This is a genomic window from Litchfieldia alkalitelluris (assembly GCF_002153425.1).
Lineage (GTDB): Bacteria > Bacillota > Bacilli > Bacillales > Salisediminibacteriaceae > Evansella > Evansella alkalicola.
Window position 1 is genome coordinate 2,739,750 of record NZ_KZ119600.1, and the last position, 15,372, is coordinate 2,755,121.

Annotated in this window: 14 protein-coding genes; all 14 read right to left on the reverse strand. The window is 37.1% G+C overall.

What is annotated here, in order from left to right; genetic code table 11:
- Window positions 1–56: 56 nt before the first annotated feature.
- Window positions 57–1,721, reverse strand: coding sequence for a ribonuclease J (locus tag BW724_RS13100; RefSeq protein ID WP_088075639.1), 1,665 nt, complete (start codon window positions 1,719–1,721; stop codon window positions 57–59).
- Window positions 1,722–2,139: 418 nt separating this feature from the next.
- Window positions 2,140–3,006, reverse strand: coding sequence for a 4-hydroxy-tetrahydrodipicolinate synthase (dapA, locus tag BW724_RS13105; protein ID WP_088075640.1), 867 nt, complete (start codon window positions 3,004–3,006; stop codon window positions 2,140–2,142).
- 15 nt (window positions 3,007–3,021) lie between these two features.
- Window positions 3,022–4,245, reverse strand: a complete 1,224-nt coding sequence (dapG, locus tag BW724_RS13110; RefSeq protein ID WP_088075641.1) for an aspartate kinase — start codon at window positions 4,243–4,245, stop codon at window positions 3,022–3,024.
- A 46-nt stretch (window positions 4,246–4,291) separates the two neighbouring features.
- Window positions 4,292–5,341 carry an aspartate-semialdehyde dehydrogenase gene (gene asd / locus BW724_RS13115; RefSeq protein ID WP_088077917.1) on the reverse strand — a complete coding sequence of 350 codons (1,050 nt, stop codon included), beginning with the start codon at window positions 5,339–5,341 and terminating at the stop codon, window positions 4,292–4,294.
- Between the two features lie 192 nt (window positions 5,342–5,533).
- On the reverse strand, window positions 5,534–6,127 hold the full coding sequence (locus BW724_RS13120; protein WP_088075642.1) for a dipicolinate synthase subunit B: 594 nt from the start codon (window positions 6,125–6,127) through the stop codon (window positions 5,534–5,536).
- Window positions 6,127–7,029, reverse strand: a complete 903-nt coding sequence (dpaA, locus tag BW724_RS13125) for a dipicolinic acid synthetase subunit A (RefSeq protein WP_088075643.1) — start codon at window positions 7,027–7,029, stop codon at window positions 6,127–6,129. Before dpaA ends, BW724_RS13120 begins: the two co-directional genes overlap by 1 nt.
- Window positions 7,030–7,304: 275 nt before the next feature.
- Window positions 7,305–7,535 (reverse strand): YlmC/YmxH family sporulation protein, encoded by a 231-nt coding sequence (locus BW724_RS13130; RefSeq protein ID WP_088075644.1) that lies wholly within the window; start codon window positions 7,533–7,535, stop codon window positions 7,305–7,307.
- 143 nt (window positions 7,536–7,678) lie between these two features.
- Window positions 7,679–8,923: a M16 family metallopeptidase gene (locus tag BW724_RS13135; protein WP_088075645.1), complete on the reverse strand. Its 1,245-nt coding sequence runs from the start codon at window positions 8,921–8,923 to the stop codon at window positions 7,679–7,681.
- A gap of 26 nt (window positions 8,924–8,949) precedes the next feature.
- The gene (locus BW724_RS13140) at window positions 8,950–9,924 is read right to left on the reverse strand and encodes a polysaccharide deacetylase family protein (RefSeq protein WP_088075646.1); all 975 of its coding nucleotides are present in this window, start codon (window positions 9,922–9,924) and stop codon (window positions 8,950–8,952) included.
- Window positions 9,925–10,044: 120 nt separating this feature from the next.
- Window positions 10,045–12,138, reverse strand: coding sequence for a polyribonucleotide nucleotidyltransferase (gene pnp, locus BW724_RS13145; RefSeq protein ID WP_088075647.1), 2,094 nt, complete (start codon window positions 12,136–12,138; stop codon window positions 10,045–10,047).
- 505 nt (window positions 12,139–12,643) lie between these two features.
- Window positions 12,644–12,913, reverse strand: coding sequence for a 30S ribosomal protein S15 (gene rpsO, locus BW724_RS13150; RefSeq protein WP_088075648.1), 270 nt, complete (start codon window positions 12,911–12,913; stop codon window positions 12,644–12,646).
- A 108-nt stretch (window positions 12,914–13,021) separates the two neighbouring features.
- Window positions 13,022–13,987, reverse strand: coding sequence for a bifunctional riboflavin kinase/FAD synthetase (locus BW724_RS13155; RefSeq protein WP_088075649.1), 966 nt, complete (start codon window positions 13,985–13,987; stop codon window positions 13,022–13,024).
- A gap of 25 nt (window positions 13,988–14,012) precedes the next feature.
- Window positions 14,013–14,915 carry a tRNA pseudouridine(55) synthase TruB gene (gene truB / locus BW724_RS13160; protein ID WP_140355093.1) on the reverse strand — a complete coding sequence of 301 codons (903 nt, stop codon included), beginning with the start codon at window positions 14,913–14,915 and terminating at the stop codon, window positions 14,013–14,015.
- Window positions 14,916–14,997: 82 nt separating this feature from the next.
- The gene (rbfA, locus tag BW724_RS13165; RefSeq protein WP_088075651.1) at window positions 14,998–15,345 is read right to left on the reverse strand and encodes a 30S ribosome-binding factor RbfA; all 348 of its coding nucleotides are present in this window, start codon (window positions 15,343–15,345) and stop codon (window positions 14,998–15,000) included.
- Window positions 15,346–15,372 lie beyond the last annotated feature (27 nt).

A 15,372-nucleotide genomic window follows, 5' to 3' on the forward strand; every position in this document is an offset into this window, starting at 1 on the left:
GGTTGAAATCCTTTTATGAGCTCCAAAAAAAAATTAAAAATGTATTAGTACCGATATTATGCTTCCATTATGATAGGAATGATCATCGGCCTTCGCTTCGTTTTTTCATATAGAAATCTTCCTAATTGATCCCTGATTTGCTGTTTTAATTGTGACCAATCAGAAAGTCCATGTTCAATACTGTCATTCACTGCTGATTTTACTAATGATTCTGCATTCATAATCAACTCTTCTGATTCACGAACGTATACAAAACCGCGGGAAATGATATCAGGTCCAGATAAAATCTGATTGCGCTTTTTATTTAATGTAATAACGGTAACGATAATACCATCCTTTGAAAGTAGTCTCCTGTCTCTTAAGACAATGTTTCCTACATCACCAATTCCTAAGCCGTCAATGAGTACATTACCATAAGGCACATTATTTCCCCTATTAGCTGTCTTTTTTATAAACTCTACTGATTCTCCTCGATTTAATAAAAATATATTATCTGATAATATCCCACAGGTTTTTGCAATTTGAGCATGGGCGTGCTGCATACGATACTCACCATGGATAGGGACGAAATACTTTGGTTTTATAAGATTAACCATTTGTTTTAATTCTTCAGCACTTCCGTGTCCCGAAGTATGAACATAATCCTGTCCATAAACAATTTCAGTGCCTAGGCGAGATAGCATATCAATTAATTTAGAAAAGGATTTTTCATTGCCTGAAATAGGACTAGCAGATATAATAACACGATCTGTAGATTTAATTTTTAGAGAATGACTACCATTAGTCATCTTACTGAGTGAAGTTAACGGCTCCCCTTGACTCCCAGCTGTTAATATGACTAAATCATCATCTTTAGACTTTAATGCATCATTTATATTTATTATTATGCCTTGTTCGTCTATCAAATAGCCTAGACCAAGACCTATGTTAACAACATGTTCCAAGCTTTTCCCAACTACAGTTAGTTTTCGGTTATTATTAGTAGTTGCATTAATTACTTGTTGAATCCGATGTATATTCGACGAAAATGTTGCTACGAAGATACGACCTGGGGCATTATAAAAAGCCTCTTTAAGACCTTTCGCTACTACAGATTCAGAAGCTGTTATGCCTGGCCTTTCTGCATTTGTACTATCTGAAAGGAGACAAAGAACACCTTTTTCACCAATATCAGCAAGTTTTCCTATTTCAGTTAATTTTCCATCTACAGGATTTTGATCAAATTTAAAGTCTCCAGTGTGTACTATAGGTCCTTGTGAAGTATGAACGATGATTCCAATGGAATCTGGAATACTATGGGTCGTACGAAAAAAGCTAACAGGTGTTTTTCCTACTCTTACCTTCGAATCCGAATTTATTTCCACTAACTTAGGACTAATCGCCACTTCCAAATCTCTACAGTGATCAGCGACTAATGCCAGCGTTAATTTTGTTCCATATACAGGGATATCCAAATCCCTCAATATATATGGTATCGCACCAATATGATCTTCATGTCCATGTGTAAGGATGATACCCCTTACCCGATCTTTATTTTCCTTTAAATAAGTAATGTCAGGGATAACTACGTCAACACCTAGCATATCATCATCTGGAAACATAAGGCCCCCATCAATTACTAGGATCTCATCATCTAACTCTATGACGTACATATTTTTTCCTATCTCACCGATTCCACCTAAAGAAAAAAGACGTATCTTCTCTGTTTGTTGATTTGACAATATATTTTCCTGACTGCTATGTATAAAAATTACAGGCTTCGAACCAGTTTAAAGCCTTTTGCTCCCCCAATAAAATCTATTAATCTAATTAAATTTTATTTTTTATTATGTTAATAGCGGCCAGGAGTTACACCTCCTGTTAGTTAGTTTTGGTTCATATGTATATAGAAGTATATGAAATATCAATATGTTTTTTGTAAGCCTTTACGTTCAACACTATGTTAGTAAGTATAACTTAAACTAATTTAGAAAAACAAGAAAGAGCACCAACACAAATCAATTACTACTTCCATTCTGCACTGTGCAAATTAATTGCAATTTATGTTTCTTGGGTGTCTATTATAAAAAAACACCATTTAAGCATCCATTTGGATGTAAATGGTGTTTTCTACATAGCTCGATAAAATGTACATCAACCTTATTTTTCTAAAATATCTGCAAGTTTTTGCCTTTCTTCTGGAGTAAGAGGTACAAGTGGTAGCCTCACTCCTCCAACACCTAAACCGTAAAATTGTAATGCCGTTTTTACCGGTACAGGATTAGGGGCCATAAATAGTGCTTTCATCTTTGGAGAAAGCTCCTGATGCATTTTAGCAGCATGAGCAATATTCCCTTTTTCAAATGATTGCACCATTTGTTGCATTTCATTACCAATTATATGACTGGCAACTGATACAACACCAGCTCCTCCAATTGCAAGCACTGGTAAAGCTAATGAATCATCTCCAGAATAAAGAAGAAAATCATTCTCTGTATTCGCTAAAATTTTTGTCATTTGATCAATTTGTTCACTAGCTTCTTTGACCGCTACAATATTTTTCACTTTAGAAAGGGCAATTACCGTTTCTGTATCCATATTGACGGAAGTTCGGCCTGGTACATTATAAAGCATGACAGGCAGTGAAGTTTTCTCTGCAATTGTCTTGAAATGCTCATATAAGCCTTTCTGAGATGGTCTATTATAATAAGGAGCCACTAGCATAATTCCATCAACACCGAGCTCTTCTGCTTTCCTCGTAAGTTCTACTGAAGCATACGTATTATTGGAACCAGTCCCAGCAATGACAGGAATTCGACCATTTACAACTTTTACAGAATGAGCAAACAAGGCTAGCTTCTCTTCATTGGAGAGTGTCGGAGACTCACCAGTAGTTCCGGCTACCACGATACCATCCGAACCATTTTCAATTAAAAAATCGATTAGCTTGGTCGTCTTCTGAAAATCAACATTTCCCTTCGAATCAAAGGGTGTAACCATAGCGGTTATTATTCGACCAAAATTCATGTTAATGCACTCCTTTTAATCAGCTTCTTCCTCAGTTAAAAACATCTCATGGAGGGCGTTAACAGCTTCTATCATATCTTCATTCCTTACTAAAACCCAGATGGTAGTATGGGAATCTGCCGATTGTAATATTTGAATGTTTTTACTTGATAAAGCCTCAACTATCCTAGCTGTTACACCAGGAACACCAGTCATTCCCGCACCTACAGCTGATACTTTAGCACAATGCTTAAGGATTTGAGGCTCTAAATCCATATCTTTCAGAATTGCCTCTGCCTTATCTGCCACATCATCGCTAACGGTATATGCCACCCCAAGGGGATGAATATTTATGAAATCAACGGATATACCTTCATTAGCCATTGCTTTAAATACTTTCGACTGCAGGTCATATTCTCCATCTTTCGCTGTAACCTTGATTTGTGTAACATTTTGCACATGAGCAATACCTGTTACTTGGCGTTCAATTACATCTCTTCCAACAGCACTCGTAGTGCTAGATGTAATTAATGTACCTGTTGAGTTAGAGTATGTGGATCGAATCCTAATAGGTACCTTTGCCTGCATGGCCACTTCAACTGCTCGAGGGTGGATGACCTTCGCTCCTTGATAAGCCATATTGCAAATTTCATTATATGTTACAACAGATAGAGGTTTTGCCTTATCTACAATTCTTGGATCAGCCGTCATGACACCAGCAACATCAGTAAATATGTCCACCACATCTGCACTTAAGGCAGCACCTAACGCTGTAGCAGAGGTATCACTTCCTCCTCTTCCAAGAGTAGCTGTTGTTCCCTTCGGAGTTTCCCCCTGAAAACCAGTTACAACTATTACATCATGTTCATTTAACAAGTTTTTTAACCCATTAACTTTCATTTCCGTAATTTTTGCATTGGAATAATCTTCGTTTGTTCTAAAACCTGCTTGTGCACCTGTAATAGCTAAAGAATTTATTCCCTTCTGTTGAAGGAGATTAGAAAATACAACAGAGGATATTGTTTCTCCACAAGAAGCTAATAAATCAAGCTCTCGCTTCGAAATATTGCTGTTTACTCCACCGACAAGGTTTAGCAATGTGTCCGTTGCATATGGGTCACCAACCCTTCCCATGGCCGACACAACAACAACTACCTTATATCCTTCCTTTAATGCTTGTGCAACATGGTTTGCTGCTAAATCCCTCACTTCGTCATTTTTAAGAGAGGTTCCTCCGAACTTTTGAACAATTATATTCATCTATTTCACCTCATACCCATCTTAATATGTGTTTAAGGTATTAAAATTACTTGCCTAACAGTCCTAGTTTTTCTAATGAAAAAGCAATTTGCACTGAGTTTAAAGCAGCTCCCTTTAATAGGTTATCTGCTACTACCCACATGTGGAATCCTTTTGTATTATCTAAATCATGACGAATTCTTCCAACGAAAACATCATCTTTACCTGCAGCATCAGTTGCTAGAGGATATAGCTGTTCTTTTGGATCGTCTTGTAAAGTTATACCTTGTGATTCTTGCAGTAGATTTTTGATTTCCTCTACGGAAACTCCATCTTGCTCTACTTCGATATATACGGATTCGGAATGACCTGTTTCAACTGGTAATCGAACACAAGTAGCTGCCACTTGAAGAGAATCATCGTGCATAATTTTCTTCGTTTCATTAATCATTTTCATTTCTTCAAATGTATAACCGTTCTCTTGGAATAGATCAATTTGTGGTACTGCATTATATGCTATTTGATAATGCTTTTTATCTCCACCAACCGGTAGGATCTCTGGATTGATCTCTTCATTATTTAAAATTTGGCGTGATTGGTTGTACATTTCATCAACAGCTTCAGCTCCTGCACCTGAAACGGCTTGATAAGTACTAACCATTACTCTTTTTAAGCCAAATGCTTTTCTAATTGGCTCTAATGCTACCACCATTTGTATAGTAGAACAGTTAGGGTTAGCAATAATACCTTGATGTTCTTTTAAGTCTTGTTCATTTACTTCCGGTACTACAAGGGGAATATTCTCATCCATACGGAATGCACTAGTATTATCAACTACGATTGCCCCACGTTTTACCGCTTCTGGTGCTAGTGCCTTAGATACTGATCCTCCTGCACTAAATAAAGCTAATTCAATGTTTTCAAAGGAGTCTGGAGTTGCCTCTTGTACTGTTAATTCTTCCCCTTTAAATAATACTTTTTTACCTGCTGACCGTTTTGATGATAATGGTAATAAAGATGCAACTGGAAATTCCAATCGTTCTAATGTTTTAAGCATTTGCTGTCCAACTGCTCCAGTAGCTCCAACAACTGCAACTCGATATCCTAATTTACTCATAACTAAAAATTCTCCCTTCCCTTTGTGTGCTGCTTCCTCGTCCCCTACTTCTATTGAAAAGATCATAGAAAGTCTTTCAATACCTTCAGAAAAACATAACGTAGTTAAGGAGGACCTTAACTACGAGAAGCAAACATAGCAAGATTAATTCTTACCTCTAATCTATTTTAACAACAGTTGGGGAATTTTTCACTATTCTTTGTATCTTTCAATTAAAACTGGTTGAATTTGTTGATGATTTAACGCTGCTTCCACTGTTTGAGGAAGCTTTGTCATATCAGCTACAAGAGAATTAGGTTTCTTATAAGGGTGATCTTGCCCGAACGGAACAAAATATATATTTTTTGTTGACATTAACTTCATAATATTAACACCATTCAATCCTAACGCATCATTTGTTGAAATACCTAATACAACTGGCTTACCAGTTCTTAACGTAGCTTTAGCACCCATTAAAACAGGAGAATCAGTTAATGCATTCGCAAATTTACTTGTTGACCCACCTGTTAACGGGGCTATTACCATACAATCTAGAGGAGTCTGCGGTCCAAATGGTTCTGCTTTTGGAATTGTGTTGACTATCGGCTCATCTGTGATGGCTTGGATTTTTTCCAACCAATCTGCTGCTTTACCAAATTTAGAATCTGTTGACTGTACTGTATAACTGACAAATGGTGTAACTCTTGCGCCAGCATCCACTAATTCCTGCATCACAGGTAATACCTCATCATACGTACAATGTGAACCTGTTAAACCAAAACCAATGTGCTTCCCCTTTAGTGACATTACTCATTTCCTCCTTTTTGTGTTTCCAGTTGCTCCCATAGTAAATTAGTTAAAACACCAGCTATTATTTTTCCTGCCGTTTTTGGTGCAACAATACCTGGTAATCCTGGAGCTAGTAATGCTTTGATACCTCGTTTTTCTGCATATCTAAAATCCGTTCCCCCTGGCTTGGATGCTAAATCAACAATCAAACAATTTGGTAGCATTTTTGATAATACATCTACGTTCAGTATCTTCGCAGGGATTGTATTAATAATTACATCAGCATGCTTAACATTATTAGGTAGCTCGTTTACAGAATAGGACGTAAACCCACATTCGAAAGCCCTAGCCCTAAGTTCAGGTTCATCTGCAACGACCTCAACATTTGCTCCAAGGTTTTTAAATGTCTTGGCAACTGTTATCCCTACCCTTCCAAAACCAGATACAATTACATTGGCACCATGAATTGTGATATCTGTATTTTGAATGACCATCATAACGGTCCCTTCTGCTGTAGGTACTGAATTGTAGATGGCCACATCATCACGCTGGAGTAGTTCTACAAGCTCACAATCATTGTCATCTACAAGACTTTTTAATTTTTCATTGGAAATCCCTGAGTACACCATCGTTCCTTTTGGTGTATCGCCTAGCCAATCTTCAGGTAACACAATCTTTTCCCCAGAAAAAATCGATTCAATTTCCCCTTCTTCATTCATACCACTTACTGGTAATACAATTGCGTCTAACGTTCCAGGATCTACGGAGTGGAAATTTTGTTTACTCGCCCCTGCAAATCCGTCATCTAATTGCTCAAATCCAATTAAGGATACTTTTCCATCAAGCTCTGAAATTTTCCTAATAACCTCTAGTTGTCTTGCGTCTCCACCAATTACAGCAATATGCATATCTGTTAGCAAAACTTTATTCCTCCCCTTTCTTACCACTCATTTTTTATTTGAAGGGGACCAATGCCTGCGTTTTTGTGAAACTCACTAACTCATGACATATTATGTGGGTGCCCCTCATGGTGTGAAACGTGGACATAAATTTCTTGAATTACATGTAAAAAATGCAGTTTAGCAAGGGAAGTAAAGCCCCTGTGTAAGCTTCCACTCATGTATATTATTTTTGAAACAGATAAAAACAGAAAAAGAGCTAGGGAATACCCCTAGCTCGTACGTGTATGGATTTATTACACCTCAATAATAATCATATCTGTTCCAATTTTTTTTATCTGATTCCAATACACCGTCACTTCTTTATCCCTTTTTCCCATCCCAAACCACTTTAAGGTCGGGATAACAAAAGCCTCGATTTGACCATCCTTTTCATCAATAATCAAATCTGTTTGGCCAAGAACTCCTAAGCGCTCGCCTTTTTCATAATCAATAATTTCTTTATTGCTAATTTCGCTTAAACGCATGCAATCCCCTCCCATCACTATAATCGTATGAAAGGAAGAAAAAAACATGTCTAATATATATTTTTATATGTTACGTGAAAATAGGTTTTATTGGAACAAACTACGGTTTACTAACTTTCGGTAGGATTCTCGAGATTTGTTTTTCATGATGTGACGCCTTTAGGTAGCTCTCCGTTTGGACTGATCAATGTTAGGGAAAAGTCTTTGGAAAAAATTTGTTCTGTCGTCTCTTGAATATGTTTAGAGCCAACACCATCAATAGCTTCGACTATTTCATCTAATGTACGATGTTTCCCTAAAAGTAGCTCATTTTTCCCATTACGACTCATTCTACTATTTGTGCTTTCAAGCCCTAGCATTAAACTACCCTTTAGCTGTTCTTTACCATTTGTCAATTCTTTCTCAGATAATCCATCTGATTGGATTTGTTTAACTGTATTCATTAATACATCAAACAGCTCATCTAAATGCTTCTGTGCTGTTCCTGCATAAATGGTGAGCATACCAGTATCATGAAAGGATGAATGATAGGAGAATACTGAATAGGCTAAGCCACGCTTTTCCCTTACTTCCTGGAACAATCTACTACTCATACTTCCTCCTAGTGCATTATTAAGTAAAACTAAACTGTAAATCTGTTCATCATGCAGTGGAAAGCCTTCATAGCCAATACATAAATGTGCCTGTTCAATATCCTTCTTACGTGCAATCCTGTCGGAATTAAATGTCGGTTTCTCAAAAGTAGTATTTTCCTTCGACCCTTTTTTCATCTGAGAAAATGAGTTTTCAACGTACTTCACAAATGACTCATCTACATTTCCACAAATTGAAATAACAACATTCCCTGCGTGGTAATTCTTATCCATGTATTTAAATAAAGATTCAGAAGAAAAATTCGAAAGTGTATCTTCCGTACCTAAAATAGGATAGCCTAACGGGTGATCTCCATAGCTTGCTCTACTTAGTAAGTCATGGACTATATCATCTGGGGTATCTTCATACATCTTAATCTCTTCTAAGACAACCCCTTTTTCTTTATTCAATTCATCCTTGTCGAAAGTAGAATGGAAATACATATCAGATAATACATCAACTGCATGCTCTGCATGGCTATCTAATACCTTAGCATAGTAGCAAGTATACTCTTTAGATGTGAAGGCATTGACGTGACCTCCAATCGAATCAAAGGATTCTGCAATTTGTTGGGCAGACCTCGATTTTGTTCCTTTAAAAAACATATGTTCTAAAAAATGTGATACTCCATTCTCTTGTTTCGTTTCAAACCTAGAGCCTGTTCCAATCCAGATACCAATTGCAACAGACCTTACAGTATGGTTTGGCTCATATACAATTCTTAATCCATTGTCACCTACAAAGCGTTTTATCACTGTGATCCTCCTAAACATAACAAAAACTATTGTTGTCTGATGGTTGTAATTCTCGTTTCACTTAAAACCTCACTTACCGTACCAAGCATATACCCTTTGTCTTTAATACCTTCTATCATTGATTCTAATCCATGTAAAGTAGATTCAGTAGGATGCATCAAAATTAAAGAGCCTGGCTCTGTTTTTTGTACAACACGGCTAGCCATTTGTTGTGGCTCAGGTTTTTTCCAATCAATTGTATCCACAGTCCATAACACTGTGTATAAATCATGTTCTCTTGCTACCTCAAGCACTTCCTGACGATAGCTCCCACTAGGTGGTGCGAACCATTGAGGAGTTCTGTCTATTGTAGCTTGTATAATTTCATTAGTTTTAATGATTTCATCCAAGATTCTACCTCTGGACAATGTTTTCATATCTGGGTGAGAATATGCATGGTTACCAACCTCATGCCCTTCTTCTACGATCATTTTAGCAAGTTTTGGATTATTTTTCACCCATGAACCATCTAGAAAGAAGGTGGCCTTTACTTGATGCCGCTTCATGACTTTTAGTATATCTGGGAGGTATTCATTACCCCATGCTACATTCACCATCATCGAGACCATTGGTTTATCTGGATGTCCCCTATAGATAGGTGCTGGATCTAAATCCTCTAAAGTAACTTTAGGAGAGATTTGATTAAATACTAGACCGTCCTCCTGAAATTCCCCTAGTTGCTGCATGTTATTATATGAGGCTTCTACGTCAACCTCTATACCATTGTATCCAGGAATGGCTTTCCACACCTTATCAATTACAGCGTCTTGTGCCTTAATTTCGTACTCATCTTTTTTTTCATCAATTTCTAAATATAATGGATCCTTCTGATTCATTACTGTTATCGCATCTTCTCTTAATTCATTAATATATCCACTTGTAATTGGATTTTGAACACTAGATAAAGATATGATTAAAATGATTAGAAAAGTCATAGATTGTAATACAAATTTCCTTATCATCACTATCCCCCCTCATCTATAAAATTATGCATGAGGTGGACAAGGTAGAACGTAAGTAATCAATTGGATGAACTTATAAAAGACTGGGGAGCCCCAGTCTTTTCGTTTTTTATTATGTGTTTATTTATTTTCTTCTGGTAATAAGGCTTTCCTTGACAGGTTAACACGGCCTTGGTTATCAATTTCAGTTACTTTTACCATAATTTCATCACCAATGGAGACAACATCCTCCACTTTATTTACTCGTTCTTTTGCTAACTGTGATATGTGAACTAAACCATCTTTACCTTTGAACAACTCTACGAAAGCACCGAACTTTTCAATTCGTTTTACTTTACCTAAGTAAGTTTGTCCAACTTCCACTTCGCGGATAATATCTTCAATAATTTGCTTTGCTTTTAAGTTCATTTCATTATCTGCAGAAGCAATGTAGACAAGACCATCTTGCTCAATATCAATTTTTACCCCAGTATCTTCAATGATTTGATTAATCATTTTACCGCTTGGCCCAATAACGTCACGGATCTTATCGGGATTAATTTTCATCGTAAGAATTTTTGGTGCATACTGACTCAATTCATTACGGGATTCAGGAATAGCTGAAAGCATGCTTTCTAGAATCTTCATTCGACCATCTTTCGCTTGATCCAATGCTTGCTCTAATACTTCCTGACTAATACCTGAAATCTTAATATCCATTTGTAGTGCAGTAACACCTTTAGCAGTACCAGCTACTTTAAAGTCCATATCTCCTAAGGCATCTTCCATACCTTGAATATCTGTTAACACTGTTACATCATCTTCATGCTTCACAAGTCCCATAGCGATACCTGCTACTGGCGCTTTTATTGGAACACCTGCTGCCATCATTGCTAGCGTACTTGCACAGATACTCGCTTGAGATGTAGAACCATTTGATTCTAATACCTCAGATACTAATCGAATGGTGTATGGGAATTCATCCTCTGAAGGAATAACTTGCTCTAAAGCACGCTCCCCTAATGCACCATGACCAATTTCTCTTCGGCCAGGTCCACGAATTGGCCCAGTTTCTCCAACACTGAAGGATGGAAAATTATAATGGTGCATAAATCGCTTAGACTCTTCAATTCCTAATCCATCTAAAATCTGCACATCACCTAGAGCACCTAGAGTACAAATGCTTAGGGCTTGTGTTTGTCCCCTTGTAAACAACCCTGAACCATGTGTCCTTGGTAAAATATCCACTTCTGATGCTAAAGGACGAATTTCTTCTGGCTTACGACCATCTGGACGAATTTTATCCTTAGTAATTAACACTCGAACAGTCTCTTTAAAGAGCTTGTCCAATACTTCTTTCGCTTCTGACGATCTGTCTTCTTCTTCAGAAACATAACCTTCTATGATTCGATCAAAAACTTCTTTCACCGCAGCATCTCTAGCATGCTTTTCTTCCACTAAAGCAGCCGTTTTCAAGTCTTCCATTGCCTTTTCTCTAATTTCAGATTCTAGCTCACTATCGACAAGCTTTAACTGAACTTCCATTTTTTCCTTGCCAACCTTTGCTACAATCTCTTCTTGGAAAGCAATAATTCGTTTAATCTCCTCGTGACCATACAAAATAGCTTCTAACATTGTTTCTTCTGGAACTTCTTCTGCACCAGCTTCTACCATATTAATTGCTTCTTTTGTACCGGCAACGACAAGATTAATATCACTTTGGTCTAATTGGCTAGGAGTTGGATTAATAATAAACTCTCCATTAATTCTTCCTACTGTTACACCTGCAATTGGTCCATCAAATGGAATATCAGAAATGGATAATGCAAGGGATGAACCAAGCATTGCTGCCATCTCAGAGGTTGCATCTTGATCATTACTCATCACGATACTGATAACTTGTACATCATTTCTGAAACCATCTGGAAAAAGTGGGCGTATTGGACGGTCAATTAAACGACTAGTCAATACAGCATGGTCGCTTGGACGACCTTCACGTTTAATAAATCCGCCTGGTATTTTACCAGCTGCATATAATCTTTCCTCATAGTTTACTGTTAATGGGAAGAAAGGCAAATCCTTTGGTTCTTTAGAGGCCGTTGCTGTAGATAGTACAGCTGTGTCTCCATATCGGACCATAACAGCGCCATTTGCCTGTTTCGCTAATTGACCTACTTCAAAGGTCAATGTACGGCCAGCCCATTCCATTGAAAACGATTGTTTTTCTTGTGTCATCTTGCGTGTACCCCTCTCGTCCTTATAATCTTATCCTATTATGATTATTGTTGGCTTATTTTTATGTACTAAACATGCTGTAGTTATAAAAATGAAAATTCCCTATTGGATAGAAAGGAAAGTTGTTCCATTTTACAACCCTAACTAATATCATATCAAAAAAACCTTTAATAGGAAATACAAACCATTAAAAATAGAACTGAGTATAAATTCTATTCATATATATAGTCATTTATTTTAAATATGTTCCACTGCGGCTGGTTAGCCTCCTTTATGATATATAGAGGCCCACTGAGAAAGTTTATATAGTAATTAGTAACTAACTCAACAACTGGATGCGAGTATTCAAATAATGGTGTAGCTGAGACCTACGCAAACTCGCTTACTACGGTCTCAGCAACTTTCCTTATTTAAGTTGCAAGAACATATATTATGTAAATTTATTACTTAAATTAGCTTTGTTTTAACCATATAAAAAAAGCGGGATGACTCCCGCTTTCCTTGATTATCGACGTAGACCAAGTCTATCGATTAACGTACGGTAACGAGTAACGTCTTTATTACGTAAATACGTAAGTAGGTTACGGCGTTGACCAACCATTTTTAAAAGACCACGACGTGAATGGTGATCCTTCTTATGTGTACGTAAATGATCGTTAAGTGTGTTAATTTGCTCAGTAAGGATAGCTACTTGTACCTCTGGAGAACCAGTATCATTCTCATGAGTTTTGAAATCTTGAATGATTTCATTTTTACGCTCTTGTGTTAATGCCATCCGTTCCACCTCCTTCAAAGATATCCCCATATGCCGAGCGAACGTTGGTGAATCGTTACGCCAAGCAACGGTTTAACATAGTAATCATACTAGGTTTCAAGAACAATTTCAAGTGTTATTGTAAACAGATGTTGATTTTTCTTGTTTTTTAAGGATTTTTCTTGCCACTATGACGTCATTATTAATCTGTTCAATTAACTCTTCTACTGACTGAAACTTCTTTTCAGAGCGGATATTTCCATGCCATCTGATTACCACATCTTCTCCATATATGTTCCCAGAAAAATCGAAGACATGCACTTCGACTGATAGGCCTAATTGTTTTTTGTCATGAAACGTTGGTTTATAACCAACGTTACAAACCCCATGTCTCCACTGACCTTTGATCTTCAGTTCTACAGCGTAAACACCTGTAGTAGGTAGATGAGTTCTCCCAGTGGATTTGATATTCGCAGTTGGATAACCGATTGTTCGTCCTCGTTGTTCTCCTTGTATAACGGTCCCTTCCGTTTCATAAGTTCTACCTAAATAATCATTAACTAGTTGAATATCTCCTTCGTCAAGTGCAAGACGTATGTTAGTAGAACTAATCTTACGGCCATTGTCCTCTACTTTATCCACTACTGTATAACTTAATTTATTACGTGAATGGAAAGGCAAAGTCTCCATTGTCCCTTTTCCAAGCCTGCCATACGAATAGTCGAACCCTGCAACGACATGTTTAACATTAAAATCTATTAAATATCCGTCAACAAATTGTTGTGGATTTAATTCAGCAAAAGTTTTAGTAAATTCAACAATAAATAGATAGTCTACACCTAGACTAGCTATTAACTCTTCTTTTTTCTCTAGGGAAGTTAAGTATTGCACTTCTTCCACCTTACGTAAAACTTCTTTTGGGTGTGGGAAAAAAGTCATCACTCCACATTTAAGTTGACGCTTTTCCGCCTCTTTTCTTGCTGTTAAAATAACTTCCTGGTGTCCTTTATGTACACCATCGAAAAATCCTAATGCAATTACCATTTCAGGAAAATCCCTTTTATTAAAAGGATGTTTAATTATTACTGTCTCCAAACTTGCCACCTCAACTACTTCTGTACTATTGTACGGATTTAATCATTTTAGCTGGTTTCATCATCCCTACCCGTTTGGGGTGCTTTTGATACAATGCTAAACATTCTCCCTGTTGATTATACAGAGCGATCATTGATTCGTCCATGATTTGAGGTAATACGGCACCGTTCATTACTTTTTGTTCTGTTATTTCGTCCACTGTTTTTTTGGGAAATGTACTAAGGGCATTTTCTATAGAAATAAGACATTTACTTAGTTCATTTTCGTCAAATTCCCTTAATTGATCTAATGAAATACATTCTTCAATAGGAAACATTCCAGATGCTGTTCTAGTCAGATCTGACATGTGAGCTGGATAGCCGAGCAGTTCACCCATAGTCACTGATAACGTCCTGATATATGTTCCTTTACTACAAACTGCTCGGTAACGGAAATGAACCTTTCCATCGCCAGTCTTCTCTATATCTGACTCCAAAGAAAGTTCATAAATTGTTACTTCACGTTTCGGACGTTCGACAGTTTTACCTTCTCTCGCGTATTCATAGAGTTTCTTTCCCTTCACTTTAACAGCAGAATACATAGGTGGTACTTGCGTAATTTTACCTGTTAATTTTGAGAGTACTTCTAATACCTCTTCCTTGGTAATATCACGATCAACTTTTTTTTCAGAAACTATCTCACCAGAGGCATCTTCTGTAATAGTGGATGAACCTATCGTCACTTGCCCTTCATATATCTTCCTATCCGCAGTTAAGTATTCAACAATCTTCGTTGCTCGTCCTAAACAAATTGGTAAGACCCCATCAACATCAGGGTCCAATGTACCAGTATGACCAGCTTTCCTTGTTCGAAAAATTTTTTTCACCTCTTGGACAGCTTTAAACGAAGTCATGCCTCTTGGTTTTAAAAGTGGCAGTACACCTGAAATTTCATCCTTCATATTTTCACCCTCTTTATTTTTTCAACCAAAAAAAAGGGATAGATACGCCATCCACCCCTTTGATTCGTTCTTATTTATCTTCGTTTAATTTTCTTAGGAGTTCTTCAATCCTATTACCACGTTCGATGCTCTCATCAAACTTAAATTCAAGCTCTGGAGTTTTTCTCAACTGAATTCGTTTACCGATTTCAGATCGAATAAAGCCCTTTGCTTTCCTTAAACCTTCTAGAGTTTTAGAACGCTGATCATCTTCCCCATAAACTGTTATATATGCAGTTGCCTGCTGCAAATCTCCAGTAACTTCAACTGCAGTAACAGTGATAAAACCAATACGAGGATCTTTAATCTCCCGTTGAATAATATCAGTTAATTCTTTCTTAATTTGTTCACCTACACGGTTGGCGCGAACATTACTCATTTATAACACCCCTGTCGATGTTTGACT

Coding starts and splice junctions, on each gene's coding strand:
- BW724_RS13140 (WP_088075646.1), bottom strand. CDS start 9,924: ATGATAAGGAAATTTGTATTACAATCTATGACTTTTCTAATCATTTTA.
- rbfA (WP_088075651.1), bottom strand. CDS start 15,345: ATGAGTAATGTTCGCGCCAACCGTGTAGGTGAACAAATTAAGAAAGAA.
- BW724_RS13120 (WP_088075642.1), bottom strand. CDS start 6,127: ATGTCACTAAAGGGGAAGCACATTGGTTTTGGTTTAACAGGTTCACAT.
- asd (WP_088077917.1), bottom strand. CDS start 5,341: ATGAGTAAATTAGGATATCGAGTTGCAGTTGTTGGAGCTACTGGAGCA.
- rpsO (WP_088075648.1), bottom strand. CDS start 12,913: ATGGCATTAACACAAGAGCGTAAAAATGAAATCATTCAAGATTTCAAA.
- dapG (WP_088075641.1), bottom strand. CDS start 4,245: ATGAATATAATTGTTCAAAAGTTCGGAGGAACCTCTCTTAAAAATGAC.
- pnp (WP_088075647.1), bottom strand. CDS start 12,138: ATGACACAAGAAAAACAATCGTTTTCAATGGAATGGGCTGGCCGTACA.
- BW724_RS13130 (WP_088075644.1), bottom strand. CDS start 7,535: ATGCGTTTAAGCGAAATTAGCAATAAAGAAATTATTGATTATGAAAAA.
- dapA (WP_088075640.1), bottom strand. CDS start 3,006: ATGAATTTTGGTCGAATAATAACCGCTATGGTTACACCCTTTGATTCG.